This window comes from Paenibacillus sp. M2, from assembly GCF_046713495.1.
Classification (GTDB): Bacteria; Bacillota; Bacilli; order Paenibacillales; family Paenibacillaceae; genus Paenibacillus; species Paenibacillus amylolyticus_B.
In genome coordinates, this window is record NZ_CP169648.1 from 1,544,395 (window position 1) to 1,568,334 (window position 23,940).

Below are 23,940 nucleotides of genomic sequence, written 5' to 3' on the forward strand. Positions count from 1 at the left end.
TGAGTTCAGAAGTGAACAACGGCCAGGCTTCGGGTGGAAAACTGACCCATTTTAATGAACAGGGGCGGGCCCGGATGGTTGATATTTCAGGTAAGGAAATTACCGTACGTACGGCTGTGGCCGTAACGAAAGTGACGATGAATCCAGATACACTGGAAGCGATTCGGGAGGGCAGAATCGGCAAAGGTGATGTTCTGGCTGTGGCTCAGATTGCCGGGATTCAAGGCGCGAAGAAAACGTCGGATTGGATTCCGATGTGCCATCCGCTGGCACTGACGGGTGTGGATATTCGTTTTCATGATAATGGAGTGGATGAATTGCACATTGAAGTTACTGTCAAAACCGAAGGCAAAACGGGTGTTGAGATGGAGGCGCTCACGGCTGCCTCAGCTGCAGCACTGACGGTCTATGACATGTGCAAGGCCATGCAAAAAGATATGATTATCGGTCCAACCATGTTGAATTCCAAGAGTGGTGGCAAAAACGGTGATTACAGCCGATAGGCAATATTTATTTTCATAGAGGAGAAGGGTGATCTTTATGGTGTGGAGAACAGCAATCCTGACAGCCAGTGACAAAGGAGCCCGCGGGGAACGTGAGGATACGAGTGCACAAGTCATTCGGGAGCTGGTGGAAGAAGAGCTGGGTGGTCAAATCGTGGAGTACCGTATCGTTCCGGATGAACCCGATGAGATTATTGCGGCTTTGATTGAGATGACGGATTATTTTCACGCCGATCTGGTACTGACTACCGGTGGAACGGAGCTGGCCATTCGTGATATTACTCCGGAAGCGACCCGGCGCGTAATTGAGCGGGAAGTTCCCGGGATGGCAGAGGCCATGCGGTACAGTGTAATGAGCAAAAACCGTTCTGCAATGCTGTTCCGTGGGGTATGTGGCATTCGTGGACGTACGCTGATTGTTAATCTGCCAGGTACACCAAAGGGTGTGCACGAACATCTGGCTGCCATTATGGATCAGCTTCCGGAAGCGCTGCTGATGGTTACGGGTCAGTTCAAGCAATAATCGAGCATGGACTCTGGGGCAAGATATCCGATTAGCCATGACTGTTGTTAGATTGTTCTAGTGACATCTCTTATTTGTGAATTTTGCGGGTTATGTAAGTGGTTACATCTATGGTATGATGGGCTTAAATTAAGAACGCAGCAGAGACATCTATGAACATCTGGCCAAGTATGTGCATCTTCGAAGCTTGAGACGAGGAGGAATATCAATGTTTAGTTCCATTGGACCTACGGGTTTTATTTTGCTGGCCGTGATTGCATTGTTGTTGTTTGGACCCAACAAACTTCCGGAACTGGGACGTGCAGTTGGGCGTACCTTCCGTGAATTTAAAGAAGGCGCTCGCGAGATTATCTCTGAGGATGACTCGTCCAATCGCAAAGAGCAGGAGAAGGCGAAACCGCTGGCAGCTGAGAGCACACCTGCAGACAAGCCTGCTGATAAACGCCTGCCGGAATAATCTTGACGGCAATGAAAGAGAAATCCCTTCCTGCCGGAAGGGTTTTGTATTTTAAGCTGGCAATAATGGGGGGCAGGCATGACGCAGCAAATGGAAGAAATGTCGATTACGGAACATCTGAGTGAGCTGCGCAAGCGGCTGATTTATGTACTAAGCATTTTTGTGCTGGGACTGATTGCAGGATTTTTTGTGGCGGACCCGGTATACCAATATCTGACCAAGTCAGAGTCGGCAAAAGGTTTTGTGTTACATGCCTTCTCGTTTTGGGACGGGATTGGCATCTACATGAAGATTGCAGGGCTGTTTTCACTTATAATTACACTTCCATTTACGGTGTATCAGATCTGGAAGTTTGTTAGTCCAGGGCTAAAGCCGCGCGAACGAAAAGCGACGCTGAAGTATGTGCCCTATGTGTTTCTCTTATTTCTGACAGGAATGGCTTTCTCGTATTATGTTATTTTTCCAATGGCACTTGCCTTCACAACAGCGATAACGGAGAAGATGGGGCTTGTGGAGACCTACGGGATGAAGCAGTATTTCAGCTTCCTGTTTGGCATTGTGCTGCCTGTGTCCCTGTTATTTGAACTTCCTTTACTTATTATGTTTCTGACAGGGCTGCGGATTCTGAATCCAATTCGTCTTCGCAAGATGCGCAGAGTTGCTTATTTTGTTCTGATCTTCATTGCAGTGGTCATTACACCTCCAGACTTTATATCTGATCTGCTGGTGATGATTCCTTTGCTCCTGTTATATGAGATCAGTGTGTTATTATCCGCAATCGTATATCGCAAGCAGCTTGCAGCCGACGAAGAGATCGAATCCCGCTACGTTCGTGCCGAGGATAAGAAACATGTGGGCTGAATAAGGATAAGCTGTAATGTGCCCGGAAAAGACGTTCTGTTCTTATCCGGGCTATTTCTGTAGACTGCCGACCACCAGGACAGGACAAGCAGGCATATTATGTTCAACAATGGATACAATGGGGAAGGGACTGTCTGTTAACGTTGCAGAAGGGTTAAACAATTTCGTAGAATAAGATTAGTGAATTGCAACATAGAACCAGGCACAGCGGGTGTAATTTGGCTATGTTTGTGTAAATTCAACGTAAATTCTCGCAGGAATTCGTCAAAAGGACTTGAAATCATGCTTCAAGTTGAGTATCATAAAGTTGGTTGTTAGCACTGAACACTGTCGAGTGCTAATACATATGGCTACAACCTACAATGTAACGTTATATAATTTCAAAAGGAGGCTATTTTTCATGATCAGACCTTTAGGTGAACGCGTATTGGTAGAACCACTGGAGCAAGAACAAACAACTTCTTTCGGGATCGTACTCCCGGACTCCGCCAAAGAAAAACCGCAAGAGGGTAGAATCATTGCAGTTGGTGCTGGAGTATTGAAAGACGGCGTACGTGTAGCTCTGGAAGTGAAAGAAGGAGATCGCGTTATTTTCTCCAAATATGCCGGTACAGAAATCAAATTCGAAGGTAAAGAATATTTGATTATGAAAGAGAGCGATATTCACGCGATTCTCGACTAATTCAAATTTAATCGGATAACCGAACCATATAGCACGACATAGCACGACCATTTTCCAACAAAAACTAGGGAGGTTTTCTTAACATGGCTAAAGACATTAAATTCAGTGAAGACGCTCGTCGCTCCATGCTTCGTGGTGTGGACGCATTGGCTAATGCAGTAAAAGTAACACTCGGTCCTAAAGGCCGTAACGTGGTTCTGGAGAAAAAATTCGGAAGCCCGCTCATCACTAACGATGGTGTAACCATTGCTAAAGAAATCGAACTGGAAGATGCATTCGAGAACATGGGTGCACAACTGGTTAAAGAAGTAGCAACAAAAACCAACGATGTTGCCGGTGACGGTACTACAACAGCAACTGTATTGGCGCAAGCGCTGATCACAGAAGGTCTGAAAAACGTAACTGCAGGCGCTAGCCCAATCGGTATCCGTAAAGGGATCGACAAAGCGGTTAAAGCTGCGGTTGCTGAATTGCAATCCATCTCCAAACCAATCGATTCCAAACAATCCATCGCACAAGTTGCAGCAATCTCTGCAGCTGACGAAGAAGTAGGCGAATTGATCGCTGAAGCTATGGAAAAAGTAGGTAAAGATGGCGTAATCACTGTAGAAGAATCCAAAGGATTCGCTACAGAGCTTGAAGTGGTTGAAGGTATGCAATTCGACCGTGGATACATCTCTCCTTACATGATCACAGACACGGACAAAATGGAAGCTGTTTTGGACAATCCGTACATCTTGATCACAGACAAAAAAATCTCCAGCACGCAAGATATCTTGCCATTGCTTGAGAAAATCGTTCAACAAGGCAAACCGCTGGTATTGATCGCTGAAGATATCGAAGGCGAAGCATTGGCTATGCTGGTTGTTAACAAATTGCGTGGTACATTCAATGCTGTAGCTGTTAAAGCTCCAGGATTCGGTGACCGTCGTAAAGCAATGCTGCAAGACATCGCTGCCCTCACTGGTGGCCAATTGATCACGGAAGAACTGGGTCTGGACCTGAAATCCGCTGTTGTGGAACAACTGGGTACAGCTCGTCAAATCCGCGTAACCAAAGAAAACACAATCATCGTTGACGGTGCTGGTAACAAATCCGATATCGATGCACGTGTTAGCCAAATCCGTACACAATTGGAAGAAACAACTTCCGAGTTCGACAAAGAGAAACTGCAAGAGCGTCTGGCTAAATTGTCCGGCGGTGTAGCAGTAATCAAAGTTGGTGCGGCTACTGAAACAGAATTGAAAGAACGCAAACTTCGCATCGAAGATGCCCTGAACGCAACTCGCGCAGCGGTTGAAGAAGGTATCGTATCCGGTGGTGGTACAGCGCTCATGAACGTATATAGCGCGGTTGCGGCTGTAGCTCTGTCCGGTGACGAGCAAACAGGCGTAAACATCGTCCTGCGTGCTCTGGAAGCACCAATCCGCACAATCGCAGCTAACGCTGGCGAAGAAGGTTCCGTAATCGTGGAACGTCTGAAAAAAGAACAAACAGGCATCGGCTTCAACGCTGCAACTGGCGAGTGGGTTAACATGATCGAAGCTGGTATCGTTGACCCTGCGAAAGTAACTCGTTATGCATTGCAAAACGCGGCTTCCGTAGCTGCAATGTTCCTGACTACTGAAGCAGTTATCGCTGACAAACCAGAACCTGCAGGTGCTGGTGGCGGAATGCCTGACATGGGCGGTATGGGTGGAATGGGCGGCATGATGTAATAAAGGTGTAAAAACCTTTAAAGCATCATGTGCCTGGCAGAGTGAATTCTCGTTACGATGTGACGAGAATTGGTGAAGCAGTCACTGATACAAATTATAAATAATACAAAAACCACTTCTTGGAAATTATTAGGGAGTGGTTTTTGTGTTGTTGAGTATTTGTATAATCAAAATTAGTATCAAGAGATATGGAGGGCATATATCATGAAACATATTAGAAAAATGATATTAGCAGTTTTGGTTTCTATTGCTGTTATTATCTTAATTTATAATTTCACTTCTAATTCTGAAGGGAGATTAGCAACTGAACCTAGAAGTACTCCATCAACTCCATTAACAGTAATTAATAATGAGGATTTCGCAGGTACTACAAATACGCATCGGTTTAATATTCCGGCAGGATTTAGTTATGTGAAAGTGAGTTTTAAAAACAGGGGTTCGAAACGCTTCACATTTACGATCAATAAAAGATCTACTAGTGGAACCGAGATAACGTCTGGCAGTGTCCCGGCAGATGGAAAAGAGCATACATATTATAGTGACAAAGCGTTGTCGACGGGTTGGTATTATGTGAGTACCTCTTCTGCTCAAGGGATGTCTGGCACATTAGATGTTTCTCTGGGAACTGATGCTTATAAATGATTTGGGAATCGCTCTAAATGTAGATTTGGAGCCCTGAGATTGAAACCTTGTTTCTATGATTTCGTATGTACAGGGATACATAGAAGGTTTATTAGGAACTATTTGAGGAGGAAATGATTTTGAAAAAGGGTACGAAGTGGACATTATGGATTCTGGGCTTGATGCTCGCTGCAATATTTATCAACTTTTTTATGAATTTATATAGCTTTGCTTATGCACTGATTACGGTGCTGTTACTTGCCTTTATGGGCTGGGGATTCTTAGCGAAGTTAAAGAACGATGTCCGTCAGCATGAAGACTATCATAGAAGAGAGCACGAATCTGCGAGCGATGACATCGATAGATATACAAGATAGGTAACACATACATGATTTTTCACACGTAACCTAGCTTAGCTCTGATCTGATAATCTAGCCAATTGGTTTATCAGCCGTTTTTCGAGATTGATTTTTCAATTTATGGTTATTTTATTATATTGGAGGGATTTTATGAAATTATTTAAATTGCCATTGATTCTTTGTACTATATTAATTTTATCTATTGTCTCAGCTTGTAGTGCGGATGATAGGCTACACGGAAAGAGCGATAACTGGGATGTGTCTCTTCAGAGATCAACAGGGAACTATAGTATTACTTATATAGGTGATGAAAAGCGTATAAAGGATTTTGTGTTTGACCTTACCGGCAGTAATATAGACCAACAGGGAAAAGCGCTTGAGGAACAAGGGGTACCGTTCAGTATGTCGGGAACGGTTACTGAGGCGGAGAAAACGAAAGACCCGATTACCTTTAAAATGAGTTGGAACAATCAAAGCGAGACTGTAACTTTTGAGTAACTCTCGCATGGTGGAGGCGTTCATCATTGGTTTGGTGGCAAACACTGAATCATTCCTATAGTACATACCACACGTTAGGCCGTTCCTTCATGGAGCGGCCTTTTTACCTTTTTGCACAATCGCATCTTATTTCGCAACAGTTATTTCAAAAGTAGAGTGTTCATGATCTTGTACGCTGAAGCGATATTCCAATCCGTTGCGAACTGTCGCCCCATCAAAATCAGACTGATTCACGTCGCGATCCAATAGACGCATATCCTGAATGACATCTTGTGCATCGTTATACGAGTACTGACTATTGGTTGTGAGAATGAGTGTGGCGATAGCAGTCATATAAATTCCACCTGTTGGTTTACGCGTATCGCCAGTTGCGTATAACCTGAATTCCTGAATGCTCTTATCTGCATTCACTGCACCAACCAAACGCAACTCGTCATTGAATACATACTCGAAAGTACCAGTGCCCTGCTCGGAAGAGTCTTTCATATCCAAGCGGGTAATACTCAAACCATTCAGTCGGTATTTGCCCACGGCGCCATTAAACTTGTTTTGGAATTCATCGGTAGTCATGTGGAGGCCCGAAAGTTTAATCTGGGTTGAAGTTGCTGGATTTTTTTCTGTTGTAGCGTCACTTGATTCGTGTTCCAACGCCTGATCTATTTCAGACTGAGTAGAGTTCGAAGATAAATTCAGCATCCCATATAAACCTATTGAAGCAATCGCAAAACAGGAAGTCGTTAGAAAAATAAATCTGATCGGTAACCTATTACCTTTGCGAATAGATAAGATCATCAGAATAAGAAATCCCAAAAATGCGATAAATCCAAGAATGAAGAGGGTGATAAACAGATATTGCAAATTCTCACCTCGTAATAGAGTAATAGCTAATAAAGATCTTTTCTTGCACCTCATTCATTATAATGTTCCCATGGAAAACTTCAAACTCTCACTACTCACTGCCCCAACAAAAAAAAGCACTGTCGGCATGCTGCCAGCAGTGCTTGCTTGATGTTATACAGGTCTTAACGTAAAGGTGAAGTAATACGCTCGGTTGGCTGGCAAGGTGTATTCAGCATGGGTACGTGCGCCCCAGCTATCGTCTCCGCCGACACCCATTTGTTTGTAATTGATGCGAGCGACAGTCTGTATACTCTGAGGTAATTTGTACACATGGTCGTTTGCTTCCAGTTCCTCCGGTGTCCACGGCAACGCATTGATTTCAAATGGTATGTTGGCTTCAACATGAAGGCCACTTTGACCATCCGCTGACGTAATTTCGGCAAAGCGTACATCCGTTTTGTTACCACACTCTTGTGGTTTCAGATATGGAACAAATTGATCTCGAACCGCACCTGTGTAATAGCCAAGACGTGCACTGGTTAGACGGTCTGCGTAGTTGTCATGCGGACCTCTGCCGTACCAGGATATCGTATCCAGGCTGCTATTCAGTTGCAGCAGCATACCAAATTCCGGTAGATCGGGTAGGCCCTCGCCTGGAATAAGAGTTTGGCTGATTTCGAGCACGCCATCCGGACTAATTCGGTACGTAATAGACAGCGTACATCCCGGATGTTGATCCCACGTATAATCGCTCGTCACTAGAATGCCTTGCTCGTCTGTATGGTGTTCAAAGCGAATTAATCTGCTGGTAGCGTGAGCATCTCTCCAGAAGGCAGAACGCTCATTCAGGCGGTTCCCCATATCATTGTCTGTCATGGCTCTCCAGAAATTCGGGCGGACAGGTGCCAGCAATTGCTCCTGATTATTGATCTGATAAGACGTCAACGCGCCAGTAGTCGGGTTAAAGCTCAACGTGACTTGACCTATAGCTACTTTCAATTCATCTTGCAGATCCTGTACCTGTGGCGAATTGTCTTGTCCTTGGTGTACCAGTTGGATTGGACGCAATCGCGGAGATACCACGAACTGATCCCAGCCGATTTCATGACCTGTTCCTGCCCATTTGGTTGCAACTTTGGTTACCAGAGATACAGTCAATACCGCTTCTTTGAACAGATCGGATGATGGTGTGTAAGGGATACGGACTTCAGTCGATTCGCCAGGAGGTACCGCGATGTCCAACGTGCCGTTCTCTACAGACACGCCATTATGTGCTAGTGTCCATACCAGTGAGTATTCGCTCAGATCCGTGAACAGGAACTGGTTTCGAATGCGCAGCAAGCCTTCTTTGACGTCAATGGCTTCCATACGAACGTTCTGATAACATTTCTTCACTTCTTCCAGCTTCGGTGTAACTGTCTTGTCGGCCAGAATCAGTCCGTTTCCGCAGAAATTGCCATCATGAGGAGATTCACCGAAATCGCCGCCATAAGCAAAATATTCTACACCGTCTGCCGTAGTGGTACGAATGGACTGATCGACCCAGTCCCAGATGAATGCACCCTGCAACACATCATATTTATCGAACAAATCCCAATACAGATGCAGACCTCCACAAGAGTTACCCATGGCATGGCTGTATTCGCAGATAATATAAGGTTTCTTCGGACCCTTCATGCGCGCGTATTGCTCCACATCTTGTGGGCTGATATACATTGTGGATTCAATATCACTTGCCGAATCAGAAGGGCGATAATGGAAAGTCCCTTCATAATGAACGAGACGGGTCGGATCGACTTGTTTCAGATAATCGTACATGGCGATGAAGTTATCGCCGCCGAAGGATTCATTACCCAGAGACCAGATAATAACGGACGGATGGTTTTTGTCCCGTTGGAACATCGAGTTACAGCGATCTATTACGTTACTACGCCATTCCGGCTTACTTGCGGGAATATTGTTTTCATTCATTTCCTTTTGCCCATAATCCCAGGTACCGTGAGTCTCCAGATTCGTTTCGTCAATGACATAGAGGCCATATTCATCACACAGTTCGTACCAGAGTGACTGATTCGGATAATGGGATGTACGCACAGCGTTAACGTTATAGGATTTCATCAACTCGATGTCACGGATCATGTCTTCCCGACCAATGGCTCGACCCTTATCCGGGGAAAATTCATGACGATTGACGCCCTTGAACACAATGCGTTTGCCGTTGATTTGCATCAGGCCATCCTTCAGTTCAAACTTGCGGAATCCGATCCGGCTGCGAACAGCCTCCAGTATTTCGCCCGATTCATTCTGAATGGACAGCACAAGTGTATATAGATGGGGGGTCTCGGCGCTCCATAGAAGCGGATTGATAACCTCTGCTGACAACTGGAATGAAAGTTCATCCTCGCCCTGGAAAGTGACCGCCGCAGTAAGTGGTTGCTTCAGTACAGTCTGCTGTTGTGCATCATAGAGCTGTGCCTGAACGGACAATCCGGCAGTCGTCTGCACCGCATTATGATTGAATAATTTCACATCCAACAGCAGCTCCGCATCCTGATAGGCATCATCCAGTTCAGTGCGAACAAAGAAATCGGCGATCTGAACCGGGGAAGGTGAATGCAGGTATACACCACGGAATATGCCGCTTAGCCGCCAGAAATCCTGATTTTCCAGCCAGCTCGCATCACACCAGCGATATACCTCCACAGCCAGCTTGTTTTCACCTTCCGTCAGATATGAGGTGATATCAAATTCTGCGGGTGTAAACGTGTCTTCGCTATAACCGACGAGTTCCCCGTTGACCCATACATAGAAGGCAGATTCAACGCCCTCAAAGTGCAGCAGGACAGGCCGGTCTTTCCAGTCCGCAGGAACAGTAAACGTGCGGATGTACGAACCCACCGGATTATAAGTTGTTGGTGCAAAGGGTGGCTTCAATTCAGGCTCGCGCTCGACCCACGGATACGTCATATTCGTATATTGAGGATAATCGTAACCTTGTAGCTGCCAGTTGGAAGGAACAGCGATCTCGTCCCAGTCACTGGCGTCATAGTTGTTCTCATAAAAGGATGCAATCCGTTGCTCCGGTGTCTCCGCAAAGGCAAACTTCCATGGACCATTCAGTGATTCGTACCATGGCGATGCGCTGGAATCATTGGACAATGCTTCTGTTATAGATGGAAACGCTACCATAGACGCATGTGCGGGTAGACGGCCTACTTGAAAAGTCTCGGGATTATTGTTCCATTCCGGGTATCCATTTGCCGGAGGGGTGTATACCAGTTTGTTTCGCATAACAGCAACTCCTTCTGAAATGTTATAATATTGTCATTATAGAATTGAATGATGACTTAGAGAATAAAGAATATTGCCCATATATATCACAATATGAAACTAACACTGAAGAAAGTGGTGTACTGGATGGATACCCGGATTTTTTTTGGTAAAACAGAAGAAGCTGCTCGCCTGCCGATCTATATGACCACGGTTGGTTACTGGGAACACCAATATGAAACCGAGCGTCCAGAGGGATTCCCGGATTATCAGATCCATCAGATTATTAGTGGCCAGGGGAGACTGATTATACAAGACGAAGAGTATATCGTCGGACCGGGTGACGTTTTCTTTTTGTATCCTGATGTCCCGCATCAATATATGCCCATCAGTGATCGTTGGGAGTTGGCTTGGGTCTCGTTTCAGGGGAGAGAGGCCAGCCAGTTATTATCTTATGCGGGAATAACCGGTTCACGCGTGTGCAGACTCAGAACAGCCACGCTGTTACGTGGCCTGGAGCAACTTCTGGTTAGAGAGAATGGGGATACCACGGATTACGCAGATTACGATGTGGAATGCTCCAAACAATTATATGCCCTGCTGCTGGATCTGAAGCCACTGCTCATCGCATCCGCCAATTATAATGATGAACTGGAGCGCTTGAAGCCTGTGCTGCGTTATATCGCAGAGCATCTGGATCGTTCACTTTCGCTGAAGGAACTGGCCGATGTGGCTGTGGTATCTCCCCAATATTTGTGCAGGCTGTTTCAGAAGGCGCTCCATACCAGACCTGTATTTTACGTGAACCAGGAACGGATCAATCGAAGCAAACAACTTATGTTCAGTGAGAGAGAGCTCCGAATATATGAAGTTGCTGATCGAGTGGGTTACGAGAACGCCAGTTATTTCTGTGCGATGTTCAAAAGGCATACAGGCATGAGTCCCGAACGTTTTCGCAAACTGCATGGACTGAATTGAAAGTCTGAATCTTGTTCTTTATTTTGAATTTTGATCTGTTATTCATCCCAATTTCAGTTTTTATTAAGGTTGGGAAGGTAAGATAAGTCTTGTAAACCCCTTCTCGTGTTAAATAGATGTGTGACTGGCCCTATCGGATTGTCCTCCGGTAGGGCACTTTTTTTCTTCATTTCTTCGGTTGGTGGTATGATAGATGAATACATAATGTGTAACCAACTCTAGTGACCGGAGGATGGAATTGTGGATCATAGTCTGCACCCGTTGTTTAAGCCGATTCAGATGAATGGAACGTACCCTAACAGTTATTATGTTGAGAAAATACCTGCTGCCGGTCTGATGGCTTATGTGGCCTGTTATTGGGAATCTGGATCTCTTCCGAACTCGCATGCGGATGTTACTTCGGGTGAAGATCGAGAGCCATCGGTGATGACTGTGCCTGCTCGGGTATTGCCGGATGGTTGCACGGATATGCTGATTACATACGACCCGGTCTGTCAAGAGCACTCCTATGCTTACTGTGGCAATTATACACTGCCGTTCGCTCTACCTGAGCCAACCGTTCATGGTCCTCCTGCTGGAGACTACACCTTTGGTGTCCGGTTCTTCCCGGGTGGAGCGCATGTCTTCCATGGCATGCCTCTGGAGTGGTTTACGGATAAGCGAATTACCCTTCAGGAATGTTGGCCGGAGAAGCTGAACGAGCTTCAGGAACGGATGGCCAAAACGAATAGTTTTGCAGAGCGAGTAGAGGTTATGAATGCGTACTTGAGTCCGTTGCCCTTACAGGCAAGCACATCTGAGAACAATTTGATGAAAAACGTGCTGCACCGCATCTTTATAGATGGGGGACGTATGAGTGTTCAAGAGCTGGCGATGCGTGAAGTGATCAGTGAGCGGCAGTTGCATCGCAAGTTCTCGGAATGGGTCGGAATCAGCCCCAAACGATTCAGTGAGGTGGTTCGTTTTCATCGTGTGCTGAGTGATATTCATCAGGGGAACACGGCAGACTGGGCAATGATTGCCCAGAATCATGGTTTTTTTGACCAAGCCCATCTGATTCGGCAATTTCGCAAGTTTTATGGAGAGACTCCGTTGACGGCAGCCAGAGAACACGGCAGGATGTTGTCCGATTTGTACAATAGATCTGTAGCACCTTCGGTTATACTGAAGTCGTGAGAATAAAAGATAAGGGAGACATCATATATGAATGGAACATTGCAGATTCGGGATCACTTGTTAAATGAGTTGGAAACAGGAGTAAGGACGGGGGCTTCGTTAATTCGCTTGATCCGTTCGGAGGATTGGTCTTATCGTCCACAGGAGAATATGCGTTCATTGGTGGAGCTTGTACATCATTTTATCCAGATCACCGCATCTGATCTTGCCATCATGCAAGAACAAGGTGAAGCTGAGGTTGGGCTAGTGGAGAACAGTATGTCCGGGAACCAGGATATTGAGAAGCTGGAAGCAACATTGTGGAGTAATTTTGAATCCTACAAAGCCTATATCACGGGATTAAGTGAAGAAGATTATTTGAACCGCTCTACCAAAGCTTTCTATATGGAACACGGTCATTTGCAGGCGCAATGGCAGATTGAAACGTTGACACATGTGTTCCATCACCGTTCGCAGCTCTATAACTATCTCAAGCAGCAGGGTCATGAATTGAATTTCTACATGCTGTATGCGTAGTTAGACTTGTACTATTAAAGTAAGCTGAGTTGGCTCCACCGGATGGTCCGGTGGGGCTTTTTTTGCGTACATTCGTCTATCAATCTATGAAGTCTATTAAAATTGGACATTATGACGCTGGTAATTCACCGTTGCTTTAATAGATTTCAAGCATAGAATACCGTATCAAAGCAAAAGGAGGTGATTTCAATGGCCATCCTTTTACCACAACAGTTTTATAATTTGGCAGCAGGTGTGGGCAAATCCTACTATGAGAATTTGGCTGGGGGCACTAATGCCAGTATCACGGTTAACAACTTTGGTCCGTTTGCAGTTGAGTTGGTTGTTACTCGCGTGAATGCACCTGTCATCACGTATTTAATTCCTGCCGGCAACAGCCTTACACTGTCTGTACACTTGCTGCTCGTAGCTGCCTTATTGACTAGTGCAGCTGGTGCTTCAACAGGTACGATTCAAGTGGCAACATCTGATTTCTAATTGTTGTTGCGGGTCTAATTGACCTCTGTCGGATATCTTGTCGACGGGGGTCTTCTTTTTTGATGTGGAACCTTCTGGATTGAAAGTGATATTATACTAGAGTCTTATTATTTGATTAATAGGTTGTTATAAGAATGAATTTTTTATACAGCGAGAGAAAGGGAGATTTGATGTTTAGAAAGATGTTCATCTGCATTTTGGGGGCAACCTTAGGATTGTCTGTAATCCTGTCACCACATGTTGCTCAGGCGACGACTGAGATGACCACCCTAGAGTATGGCAATGGGGCTACATTTTATGGAGAGACCAAAAATGGAAAACCTCACGGTAGTGGAACCATGACCTGGGGAAAAACCAAAACCTATAAAGGAAGCTGGGCCCAAGGGAAACGTTCAGGACATGGCATATATAAAGTGATAACACGCGGTGAGGACAGAATTATAGAGTCCAAGTATGACGGGAACTGGAAGAACGACAAGAAAGATGGTCAAGGTAAACTTGAGATTAACGAAATAGCTTTGACTGGAGAAAGGCTGGAATCACGAATCCAAACAGGAACATTTGCCAAAGATCAGTGGATTGCAGGTTATGATGTACGAAATGGAGAATATGATCCGCCATATTATTTTGCTTACAAAGATTCAAAATTAAGATTTGAAATCTTAGGTTATGCCGGAGACATTTGGAATGATCTGAAGAAGGGTTATATATTCTCGTTTACATATCAAAAGGGAAAAGTATATAAAAGTGTTGGTGTTGGAGATGAGTACAATCCTAAGCAATTTAGTTCTTTTATAAAAAGTATAGAAAAAGAGATCAAGCCTCACATTAATCAATTTGAGAGATTGGCTAAGCAATTATAAGTGTTATTACAAGGAATGAACATATACAGATTATAAATGTTGTTTACCCCGACGGTCATTCGATTAATTTAAGGTATAGGCGGCACGCAGATTTGTGTTGGCATACAGGAGGTTAGTGGATGATGAACAGAACAATTTTATTTGAAACCGAGCGGTTGGAATGTGCGACGTGGAATGAAGGAGATCGTGCGCTGGCATTTGCGTTGTGGGGCGATCATGAGGTTGCCAAGTGGATTAGCAGCAAGGGATTTCTGAGTGAGGATGAAGTAGAAGCGCGATTAACACAGGAGATTCAAAGGCAAAAGGAAGCGGGTGTGCAATATTGGCCGCTCTTTGAGAAAGAGTCGGATGTGTTTGTCGGTTGTTGTGGCCTGCGTCCGTATTCTCCAGAAGAGGAGATCTATGAATTGGGATTTCATCTAACCCGGGATCACTGGGGCAAAGGGTATGCGCAGGAAGCGGCGCGGGCGGTGATTGGTTATGCCTTTGACAAAATGAACGTGAAGGCACTGTTTGCCGGGCATCATCCGGATAATGAAGTGTCACGTCACATCTTGATCAAGCTGGGATTTGAGTATACAGGTGATGAACGTTATGAACCGACAGGAAAGATGCATCCATCGTATATGCTCCAAAGTTCTTAAATCTTCTTCGGAGTATGGACAGGCCTCAGCGTATCACACTTAACGTGAATCCGATTCAAAGAGGTATGTGCTCCTTACTGGGTCAGCTTGCTTTTCATGCTTTTTTTATTTCGCTTTCAGCTTCTATTAAGGTAGCAGAGGTATGATAACTCTTGTAAACCCCTTCTCGTGTTAAATAGATGTGTGACTGACCCCGCCGGGCGCCGGTGGGGTATTTTTTTGTTTTATTTTCAAATAAACAAAACTAAACAAAAATAAGTAAAAGGTTATTTCTGTGTTTTTTATTGACTAACAAAGATAAACAAAGGTATAATGAATGTGAAATAAGGAACTTACTATGTACGTGGCAAGTCATATTATTTTCAATATAAGGAGAGATTGATCATGAACGTGACCCTTACGAATGACACAACAAAGGCTGCAGGTTTCGATATTCCATTTGTTCGAGAGATGGCCGAGATTACACAGCATATGTGGAAAAATGGCTGGGATGAGCGCAATGGTGGTAATGTCAGCTATCTGCTGGAGGAAGAGGAAGTAGCCCAATATATCGATATCCATCATGTGATTCGCAAGATCAAACCAGCATTTTCGATACAGGAGCTGGCAGGCAAGTATTTTATCGTGACCGCATCGGGCAAATATTTCAAAAATGTACTCGCTGATCCGGAGAGTAATCTAGGCTTGCTGCGTGTATCGCAAGATGGACAGGAGCTGGAAGTGCTCTGGGGATTGAAGTCGGGCGCGAACCCAACAAGTGAGTTGCCTACGCATTTCATGAGCCATATCGAACGTTTGAAATTGGACCCGAACCACCGGGTTGTCATGCACAATCATGCCACTCATGTATTGGCTATGACGTTTATCCACGAGTTGGATGAAGCAAAATTCACGAAGACGCTGTGGCAGATGTGCACAGAGTGTGTGGTTGTATTCCCGGATGGCATTGGCATTATTCCATGGATGATTCCTGGATCTATCGAGATTGGCCGCGAAACGGCTGAGAAAATGAAAGAATACCACGCGGTCATCTGGCCGCAACATGGCATCTTTGGAACAGGTACAACAATTGATGAAGCTTTTGGTCTGATTGAGACCATTGAGAAGGCAGCCCAAGTATATATGCTGGTTGCTGGTCACGAGATCCGGCAGAGAATTACGGATGAGCAACTGACCACACTGGCGCAAGCGTTTGGTGTTACTCCTCGTCACGGCATTTTGGACAGATAAATAGAAGCTGAAGAAAGAAGCTGCACAGGTCTGGACAAGGCAGATGCAGGGAAATTATATTGCTGTACAGTCAACGCATAGATCAAGGAAGTGGTCTTTGGTTCATTGAACCGAAGGTCATTTCCTTTTTTTTGACGAACAAACGTCATTTTGGTTCAAAAAAGTTCAAATTGCTGAACAAGAATGGCTTTGTTATCGATTATTGAATCGTAGGATGCATTATCACGCGCTGGCGAAATTCGGGTGAAATGACGTATTGTCAACGGCTCTGCGATTTTGCATAATAACAATGCTTCACAGATGAGAGATGGAAGGAAGTTATGATCATGCTTGGCAAAATGAAGAGAATCTTAATAGGCAAGCCAATGAAATCGGCTGAACTGGATGGAGAAAAATTGGGGAAATGGAAGGCACTCGCCATCCTGTCCTCGGATGCCCTATCGTCCGTTGCCTACGGTACGGAACAGATTTTGCTGGTGCTTGTTGCGGCCGGATTCGCCGCCCTGTGGTATTCTGTTCCGATTTCCATCGCCGTGCTGGGATTACTCGTCATTTTAATTTTTTCCTATCGCCAGACGATATTTGCTTATCCAACAGGGGGCGGCGCTTATATCGTAGCCAAGGATAACCTGGGTACAACATCCAGCCTGATTGCCGGAGGATCTCTGCTGGTCGATTATATTTTGACCGTTGCGGTAAGTTCGTCCGCAGGCACGGATGCGATTACATCGGCTTTTCCTATGCTGCATGACTACAGTGTTGTGATTGCTCTGATTATGATTGTTTTTCTAACCATTATGAATTTGCGGGGAGTGACGGAGTCAGCGTCTGTGCTGGCGATCCCCATTTATCTGTTTATCTTTTCAATTGCAATTCTGATTATCTCGGGTGGAATCAAATTTCTTGCCGGGGGCATGGAAGCAGCAGCACCAGAATTCGGAACAAGTCTATCCCATGTGAGTATGTTTCTGTTATTGAAAGCATTCAGCTCCGGTTGTTCGGCCTTGACTGGCGTGGAAGCGGTAAGTAACGCGATCCCGAACTTCAAGCAGCCTGCCGAGAAAAATGCCGCGGGTACATTACTGCTTATGGGTTGTATATTAGGAGCCATGTTCATCGGCATCACCTTACTGGCTTATGGGTACGGAGTGAAGCCTGATCCCAAAGCAACGGTCATTTCCCAGATTGCTGAAGCGACGTTTGGCAGGGGTACGATGTATTTTATCATTCAGGGTGTAACGGCACTGATCCTGTTCCTGGCTGCCAACACAGCATATTCGGCTTTTCCGCTACTATCCTTCATGATGGCGAAGGACAAATACATGCCGCATGCATTTATGGTCAGAGGAGACCGCCTTGGTTTCTCGAACGGGATCATTTTCCTCAGTGTGATGTCTGCGCTGCTGGTGGTCGGGTTCAAAGGAAATACGGAAAGCCTGATTCCGCTCTATGCGGTAGGGGTGTTCATTCCATTTACCCTGTCGCAGCTGGGTATGATGATTCGCTGGATCAAAGTCAAGCCGTCTGGCTGGCAGATGAAACTGCTCGTTAATACGATCGGTATGCTGACTACATTATCGATTACCCTGATCTTTATTTTCACCAAGTTCACACAGACATGGGTCATCTTTATCTTTTTGCCACTCGTTGTCTATGTGTTCATGCGTATTCACCGTCACTATTGCAACATTGCCGATGAGCTGCGAATTGACATTCAGGTGGAAAAACCAGCCCACAAAGGCAATACCATTATCATTCCTGTTGCAGGCATTACCCGGGTCGTCATGAATACGATCAGTTATGCGCAGACGATGTCGGATCACGTGGTCGCGCTGTATATTGGATTCGATGATGAGGCCATACGCAAGATGGAGCAGAAGTGGGAAGAGTGGAATCCTGGTGTTCGTCTGGTCGTGATCAAATCGAGATACCGCAGCATTATGGGGCCGCTGAAGAAATTCATTGATACCGTAGAGTGGAAAACGGCTGAGACCGATCACATCACCGTATTGATTCCGCAATTCATCACCAAGCACTGGTGGCAAAATGTACTGCACAACCAGACCAGCTTCATGATCCGGGCCTATCTGATCAATTACAAAGACGTGATTGTCACCACGGTGCCATATCATCTTAATCGGTAACTCGAACGGTTCAACGCTTCACCCCGTTTGGAAGATTTACAGATTATTGTAAAATGAGTCACTTCTATTAATGGACTAATGTTCATATTCCATTTACACATATAACCGTAAGGACATCTCCAAACAGGGGAGTTCTTGCGGTTTTTTGTCGTGAATTTGAATTCCGACTTCGGTTTATTGTTAATCCCTTATTTCGTAAAGTCCCTTGTCCATGATTAACGTTACGTTGATTCAGAATGAATTTTGCTGTGACATTCGACTCTTACACTAGATAACGTGGTGCTGAAGTGGATGTAACATTTCACACACACTGAATGCGTGAAACAAGGGGGATGAAAATCCGATGAGTGAGCTTGATAACCGGATCAGCTTGCCCGCGGCCAAACGGCGTGTATCAGGTACGAGTGAGCGCCGGGCAACCTCGCTGCGTGTGCAGCGAATGCGGGAGAATCTGCTGGCCTATGGTTTCCTGGCACCATCGCTGCTTTTGTTTGCAGTGTTCCTGTTTTACCCGATGTTTAAGTCCGTGTACCTCAGTCTGCATTCCACAGATCCGACGGGACAGATTGCCGCTTATGTAGGACTGGATAACTTCAAGGCAGTTTTCCAATCAGGACTGTTTATGCAAGGGATGAAAGTGACGTTACTATTTGTGCTGTTTACAGTCCCCACGGGCATGCTGGCTGCTCTGATTCTGGCTGCACTGACCCACAACCGGTTCAAGGGAATGCGTGTGTTTCAATTTGTGTTCTCTCTGCCCGTGGTGTTATCCGTGGGCTCGTCAGCGGTGATCTGGAAGTTTCTATTTCATCCGACCCTGGGCATGCTGAATTATCTGCTTGGTAAAGTAGGCATTGACCCAATCCCTTGGCTTACCAGCCCGGACTGGGCATTGATCTCGATCTCCATCATGACCATCTGGATGAACCTCGGATTTAACTACATTATTCTATCCAGTGGTTTGGCAGGCATACCGGATGAGATCTACGAGAGTGCCAAGATTGATGGCGCAGGAGCATTGCTTACGTTTCGTAAAATCTCAATGCCGCTACTGTCACCAACGTTATTTTTTGTTACGGTCGTATCGATCATTGGTGCTTTTCAATCGTTCGGTCAGATCAACATTCTAACCCGGGGTGGCCCGATGGACAGTACAAATGTTTTTGTATATTCCATCTATCAGGAAGCCTTCGTTAATTTCCGCTTTGGTACAGGTAGTGCACAGGCACTGATCCTGTTCGTGGTAATTATGCTGCTGACCCTGATCCAGTTCAAATGGGTAGAAAGGAAAGTGCATTACCAATGAGTGCGACATGGACCAAAACGCTGTTATATGGATTACTGACGATCTGTGCAGCGCTTGTGCTGTATCCGGTGATGTACACCTTTTTCATGGCTGTCATGACGCCGGAAGATGCGAGTGCTTATCCGCCGCATATCATTCCGAACTCCATCGATCTGTCCAACTTTAGCGAAGTATTCGATATTGTTCCGATCGGTCGATTTATCGGTAATACCTTCCTTGTCGCAGGACTGACAACAATTGGTCAATTGATTACAGCGAGTATGGCAGCCTATGCTTTTGCGAAAATGCAGTTCAAAGGCAAAAACGTCATCTTCAGCATGTTTGTCGCAACGATGATGATTCCATGGGAAGTGACGATGATTCCCAATTACCTAACGGTTCGCAGTTGGGGCTGGCTGGATAGTTACCAGGGGCTTACGGTGCCGTTTCTGGCAACGGCGTTTGGTACATTCCTGCTCAGACAGTTCTTTATGCAGCTACCCAAGGAGTTGTTCGAAGCAGCGAGGATCGACGGTTGTGGCCATATCCGCTATTTCATATCGCATGTCCTGCCATTGTCCCGTCCAGCACTGGGTACACTGGCAATCTATTCATTCTTAAGCATGTACAATTCGTATCTCTGGCCGCTGCTGGTGACAAATACACCGGAGATGAGAACCGCACAAATCGGGATCTCGATGCTGGAGTTCCAGGAATCCACAGCATGGAATCTGGTATTTGCCGGAACCGCAATGGTGATTCTACCATCCTTACTTCTCCTGATCTTCGGACTGAAACAGCTTGTCCGCGGAATGGCCGCAGGCGCGTTGAAGGGGTAAGGAGAGAAGGTTTTACGAGTATTTAAGTGAATGGAAGATCTGAAGGTTTTGATCTTAAGTTTTTAATCTAAAGGTTCTGTATTAAAGATTTTGAATTAACCTTGTATCTTCGTACAAGATCTTAAGGGTTGGATACCAGGAGCGAATAAAATGAGGCTCGCATTTTCAATAAGTCTCTTGAAGAGCTGCAAAAGTAGTGAAGGAGAAGAATCGATTCTGAAGAAGCGAAGCGTTCGCCTTTATCCCCGGATTTTCCCCTTTGAGAGGGAATGAAAAAAATCCGGGGATAACAGCGATCAAAAGAACGATTCATATCCGGAACGGCCATCTTGCAGCACCTATGCACTTATTGTTACGCGAGCCATATAAAAGGAGAGCGATTATGAACGGATTTCGGTTGAAAAAAAGAGGAACATTTGCATTAATGCTGACTGCACTCATGTTGGTTATCTCCGCTTGCGGAACAAAAGCTGAAACAAGCAGCCCGGCGAGTGGCGCTCAAGCAGAAGCTGCTGCCGCCGAAACAACACAACTGACGTGGTGGCACTCCATGTCCGGGGCTGGGGAGAAAGCCATTAATCAACTCGCCTCCGACTTTAACGCCAGTCATCCGGACATTCAGGTGAAGCCCATCTATCAAGGGAAGTACGATGAGAGTCTGAACAAACTTAAAGCATCCATGGGCTCAGACAGCGGTCCTGACATTATCCAGGTCTACGAGATCGGCAGCAAGTTCATGATTGATTCAGGCATGATTACGCCGGTACAACAGTTCATCGACAAGGATCAGTTCGATCTGTCCCAACTGGAACCAAACATCATCCGTTATTACACCATCGATGGCAAATTGAATGCCATGCCGTTTAACACATCCAACCCGATCCTGTATTACAACAAGGATATGTTCAAAGCAGCTGGTCTGGACCCGGAGAACCCGCCGAAGACGTATGAAGAGTTTGAGCAGGCGGCGAAAGCACTGGCGAAAGACGGCAAGCCAGGTGCGTCCATGGCGATCTACGGCTGGTTCATGGAACAGTTCTTTGCAAACCAGAATGCAGATTATGTAAACAATGGTAACGGAAGAACCGAAGCAGCTACAGAGTCTCTGTTGAATTCCGAAGCAGGCGTGAAGACATTAACGTGGTGGAAAAAGATGATCGACGAGAAAACCCTCTCCAATCTGGGGCGTAGCACAGACGATACAACAGCAGCATTTACCGCTCAGCAGATTGGTATGACTCTGGATTCCACGGCTGGCCTGCGCAAAATCGTAGAAGGTTCAGGTGGCAAGTTTGAACTGGGAACAGGTTTCCTGCCTCGTCCAGCAGATGCCAAAGAAGGCGGCGTTGTAGTGGGTGGAGCGAGCTTGTACATCATGAACAACAAATCGGAAGCACAACAACAAGCGGCATGGGAGTTCATCAAGTACTTGGCTACACCAGAGGTACAAGCGAACTGGAGCGTTGCGACAGGATACTTCCCTATTACGACAGCAGCCTACAATGAGCAAGTATTAAAGGATAATATGGCGAAGTACCCGCAATTCCAGACAGCAGTCGACCAATTACACGCTTCAGCAGATTCGACAGCAACATCCGGGGCTTTGATGGGCGTATTCCCGGAAGCTCGACAACTTGTCGAAGGAGCGATTGAAACCGTCCTGAATGGACAAGGTACACCACAGGAAGCATTGGATGCAGCAGCCAAACAAATTACAGACAAAATTGCGCAGTATAACAGTACGGTGAAGAAATAATCTAAATTTATATCCATGTTGAATGCAGTGATTAAGCTGCATTCAATTTTTTTGTTCTACTAAAGAAAAAGACTAACATTTTTTGTTAATGCATCCGAAAATAGAATAGGAAGCTGAAAGGGGTATCCCAATAAATGGATTCATGAAAAGCAATGGACAATAATAAAAATAAGAAGGAGTACAAGTGAATGAAAAGAGTAACGGTTCTAATGATGGCATTTATGTTGTTGTTTGTTTCAAGTGTTTATGCGGAGGAACTTAAAGTTAAAAATATTGAACTCATCCCTAATACTTCAGTTTCGGTCGGTGGTAAGATTAATCTTAATATAGTTGTTGTGTATGATGATGAAAATTCAATACATAGCGATAACGATCCATACTACAGAAGAAATACAGGTCTTACAAAAACAGATTATACGATCAGTGAACCTCATATACTTCAAGTGCTGAGCACTGGGATGGTAAAGGTAATAGGTGTAGGTTCTTCAACAATTACTGTTAAAGTCGAAAATGTTGAAAGATCAGTTACTATTTCAGGTAGCTTGGATGAAGCAATTGATGGAGGATACATAAAAAATGGTGTGACTCTTGTTCCGATGAAAGAGGTATTCAAGGCACTGGGAGGGAGTGTTAGTTACATTGCTCAACAGGACGTCTTCGAGATTAAAGTTGGTTCTACCAGATTAACTCTCCCGAAAACGGGAACTAAAGCAACGTTAAATGGAGAGCCATTAACTCTCAAGTCCCCACTGCTTGTTCAAAATGGCGTAACTTTGTTTCCTGCTTCTGTTCTCTCAGATGCTCTGGATGGAAATTTGACTTATAATTCCAAAGCTAAGCAGATGCAAGTATCCATTGGTAAAGGTAAAATGACTATTAATATTGAACAACCTCAAAAACAAAATAGTGTAACAGCTGCAACCCCAACAAAAGGAAAACTTTATGCTGTACCAGCTACTGGAGACATGAAAGGGTGGAGCATTCTCAAGGGTCATCCTTACGAAAAAAGCATCCGTGTGTACTTCAAAGTCAATGGGTCAACTGTACAAATATATACTAAGGATATAAGAAAGGTAGATCTGAATAAAAAAGTAACATGGACCGATTTAGAGGGGAAAAAACACACAAATACGGTAAAACAGTTATATACTGTTTTTGGGGAATTAAGTAATGAATATACTAGTGACATACTATATAAAATGTTTGGAAAAACATATTCAGACTGGATCGGGTCAACTTCACTGAATGCAGATCGATACGTTGATCAGTACTTGGAGCAACAAGGATTAATTGAACCCTATGGAAGTAATATTACATTGACACCAGACACAGAAGTGTATTGAAGACCGTCTGTAACATTTCGAAAAAGTGAAATTATTATCATATTTTATATTATCCCACAAGAAAATCTCTTAGCGTAATTGGAGATGTTCTTGTGGTTTTTTTTGTTGTGGTTATATGTCTTTGTTTATTATCAGGTAATAATTAACACTCTATTAACTCTTACTGATTTTACGTTTAATAGTTCTCTTTTATACTCAGTTAATGTGGTGATTTAATGTGATCCGTACATATCGTTTTATCATGTGAAAATGCATGTCTCAAGACTCAGGTTTTAGTGGTTTTAAAGAAATGAGGACTGTCACTAAATGTCGAAATACGAAACGATTTATAACTTGTATGTTAATTTATCTAACGTG

The 23,940-nt window shown here is 44.8% G+C and carries 23 protein-coding genes; 21 read left to right on the plus strand and 2 right to left on the minus strand.

Translation table 11 applies throughout. The features are described from left to right. Positions 1–11: 11 nt before the first annotated feature. The 9 genes from moaC to ACETMN_RS06955 all read left to right on the plus strand — a co-directional run bounded on the left by moaC (position 12) and on the right by ACETMN_RS06955 (position 6,222). The gene (moaC, locus tag ACETMN_RS06915) at positions 12–503 is read left to right on the plus strand and encodes a cyclic pyranopterin monophosphate synthase MoaC (protein WP_306068493.1); all 492 of its coding nucleotides are present in this window, start codon (positions 12–14) and stop codon (positions 501–503) included. Positions 504–540: 37 nt separating this feature from the next. After that, positions 541–1,026 carry a molybdenum cofactor biosynthesis protein B gene (locus ACETMN_RS06920; protein ID WP_017690080.1) on the plus strand — a complete coding sequence of 162 codons (486 nt, stop codon included), beginning with the start codon at positions 541–543 and terminating at the stop codon, positions 1,024–1,026. 208 nt (positions 1,027–1,234) lie between these two features. Further along, entirely contained in the window at positions 1,235–1,483 is a 249-nt protein-coding gene (gene tatA / locus ACETMN_RS06925) for a twin-arginine translocase TatA/TatE family subunit (protein WP_036668966.1), read from the plus strand. A gap of 78 nt (positions 1,484–1,561) precedes the next feature. Next, a complete protein-coding gene (gene tatC / locus ACETMN_RS06930; protein ID WP_091015386.1) occupies positions 1,562–2,344 on the plus strand; it encodes a twin-arginine translocase subunit TatC in 783 nt (260 codons plus the stop codon). A 400-nt stretch (positions 2,345–2,744) separates the two neighbouring features. Then, positions 2,745–3,026, plus strand: a complete 282-nt coding sequence (gene groES, locus ACETMN_RS06935; protein ID WP_017690077.1) for a co-chaperone GroES — start codon at positions 2,745–2,747, stop codon at positions 3,024–3,026. 83 nt (positions 3,027–3,109) lie between these two features. Then, entirely contained in the window at positions 3,110–4,744 is a 1,635-nt protein-coding gene (gene groL, locus ACETMN_RS06940; protein ID WP_036611259.1) for a chaperonin GroEL, read from the plus strand. A gap of 204 nt (positions 4,745–4,948) precedes the next feature. Then, on the plus strand, positions 4,949–5,386 hold the full coding sequence (locus tag ACETMN_RS06945; RefSeq protein WP_091015384.1) for a hypothetical protein: 438 nt from the start codon (positions 4,949–4,951) through the stop codon (positions 5,384–5,386). A gap of 113 nt (positions 5,387–5,499) precedes the next feature. After that, positions 5,500–5,742, plus strand: a complete 243-nt coding sequence (locus ACETMN_RS06950; RefSeq protein ID WP_341072663.1) for a hypothetical protein — start codon at positions 5,500–5,502, stop codon at positions 5,740–5,742. A 132-nt stretch (positions 5,743–5,874) separates the two neighbouring features. Next, positions 5,875–6,222: a hypothetical protein gene (locus ACETMN_RS06955; RefSeq protein WP_091015379.1), complete on the plus strand. Its 348-nt coding sequence runs from the start codon at positions 5,875–5,877 to the stop codon at positions 6,220–6,222. Positions 6,223–6,348: 126 nt separating this feature from the next. Here the strand turns inward: ACETMN_RS06955 and ACETMN_RS06960 are convergent, their stop codons facing one another. Next, positions 6,349–6,792, minus strand: a complete 444-nt coding sequence (locus ACETMN_RS06960; protein ID WP_411735934.1) for a hypothetical protein — start codon at positions 6,790–6,792, stop codon at positions 6,349–6,351. Positions 6,793–7,233: 441 nt separating this feature from the next. Continuing rightward, positions 7,234–10,353 (minus strand): glycoside hydrolase family 2 TIM barrel-domain containing protein, encoded by a 3,120-nt coding sequence (locus ACETMN_RS06965; protein WP_091015375.1) that lies wholly within the window; start codon positions 10,351–10,353, stop codon positions 7,234–7,236. A gap of 93 nt (positions 10,354–10,446) precedes the next feature. Between ACETMN_RS06965 and ACETMN_RS06970 the strand changes: the two genes are divergently transcribed. The 12 genes from ACETMN_RS06970 to ACETMN_RS07025 all read left to right on the plus strand — a co-directional run bounded on the left by ACETMN_RS06970 (position 10,447) and on the right by ACETMN_RS07025 (position 23,583). Beyond that, positions 10,447–11,310: an AraC family ligand binding domain-containing protein gene (locus ACETMN_RS06970; protein ID WP_411735935.1), complete on the plus strand. Its 864-nt coding sequence runs from the start codon at positions 10,447–10,449 to the stop codon at positions 11,308–11,310. Between the two features lie 240 nt (positions 11,311–11,550). Then, a complete protein-coding gene (locus ACETMN_RS06975) occupies positions 11,551–12,486 on the plus strand; it encodes a helix-turn-helix domain-containing protein (RefSeq protein ID WP_091015371.1) in 936 nt (311 codons plus the stop codon). Positions 12,487–12,513: 27 nt separating this feature from the next. Further along, entirely contained in the window at positions 12,514–13,002 is a 489-nt protein-coding gene (locus ACETMN_RS06980) for a DinB family protein (RefSeq protein ID WP_091015370.1), read from the plus strand. Positions 13,003–13,191: 189 nt separating this feature from the next. Continuing rightward, positions 13,192–13,479 carry a hypothetical protein gene (locus ACETMN_RS06985; RefSeq protein ID WP_091015368.1) on the plus strand — a complete coding sequence of 96 codons (288 nt, stop codon included), beginning with the start codon at positions 13,192–13,194 and terminating at the stop codon, positions 13,477–13,479. A 134-nt stretch (positions 13,480–13,613) separates the two neighbouring features. Continuing rightward, a complete protein-coding gene (locus ACETMN_RS06990; protein ID WP_091015367.1) occupies positions 13,614–14,342 on the plus strand; it encodes a hypothetical protein in 729 nt (242 codons plus the stop codon). 119 nt (positions 14,343–14,461) lie between these two features. Continuing rightward, positions 14,462–14,986, plus strand: coding sequence for a GNAT family N-acetyltransferase (locus ACETMN_RS06995; RefSeq protein ID WP_091015365.1), 525 nt, complete (start codon positions 14,462–14,464; stop codon positions 14,984–14,986). Positions 14,987–15,370: 384 nt separating this feature from the next. Beyond that, entirely contained in the window at positions 15,371–16,216 is an 846-nt protein-coding gene (rhaD, locus tag ACETMN_RS07000) for a rhamnulose-1-phosphate aldolase (RefSeq protein ID WP_091015364.1), read from the plus strand. A gap of 326 nt (positions 16,217–16,542) precedes the next feature. Next, a complete protein-coding gene (locus tag ACETMN_RS07005) occupies positions 16,543–18,360 on the plus strand; it encodes an APC family permease (protein ID WP_091015362.1) in 1,818 nt (605 codons plus the stop codon). Positions 18,361–18,703: 343 nt separating this feature from the next. Beyond that, positions 18,704–19,666 (plus strand): carbohydrate ABC transporter permease, encoded by a 963-nt coding sequence (locus ACETMN_RS07010; protein WP_091015361.1) that lies wholly within the window; start codon positions 18,704–18,706, stop codon positions 19,664–19,666. Continuing rightward, a complete protein-coding gene (locus tag ACETMN_RS07015) occupies positions 19,663–20,484 on the plus strand; it encodes a carbohydrate ABC transporter permease (RefSeq protein WP_091015359.1) in 822 nt (273 codons plus the stop codon). Before ACETMN_RS07010 ends, ACETMN_RS07015 begins: the two co-directional genes overlap by 4 nt. 382 nt (positions 20,485–20,866) lie before the next feature. Then, positions 20,867–22,240, plus strand: a complete 1,374-nt coding sequence (locus ACETMN_RS07020) for an ABC transporter substrate-binding protein (RefSeq protein ID WP_091015357.1) — start codon at positions 20,867–20,869, stop codon at positions 22,238–22,240. A gap of 188 nt (positions 22,241–22,428) precedes the next feature. Further along, positions 22,429–23,583 (plus strand): copper amine oxidase N-terminal domain-containing protein, encoded by a 1,155-nt coding sequence (locus ACETMN_RS07025; protein ID WP_091015356.1) that lies wholly within the window; start codon positions 22,429–22,431, stop codon positions 23,581–23,583. Positions 23,584–23,940: the final 357 nt, after the last annotated feature.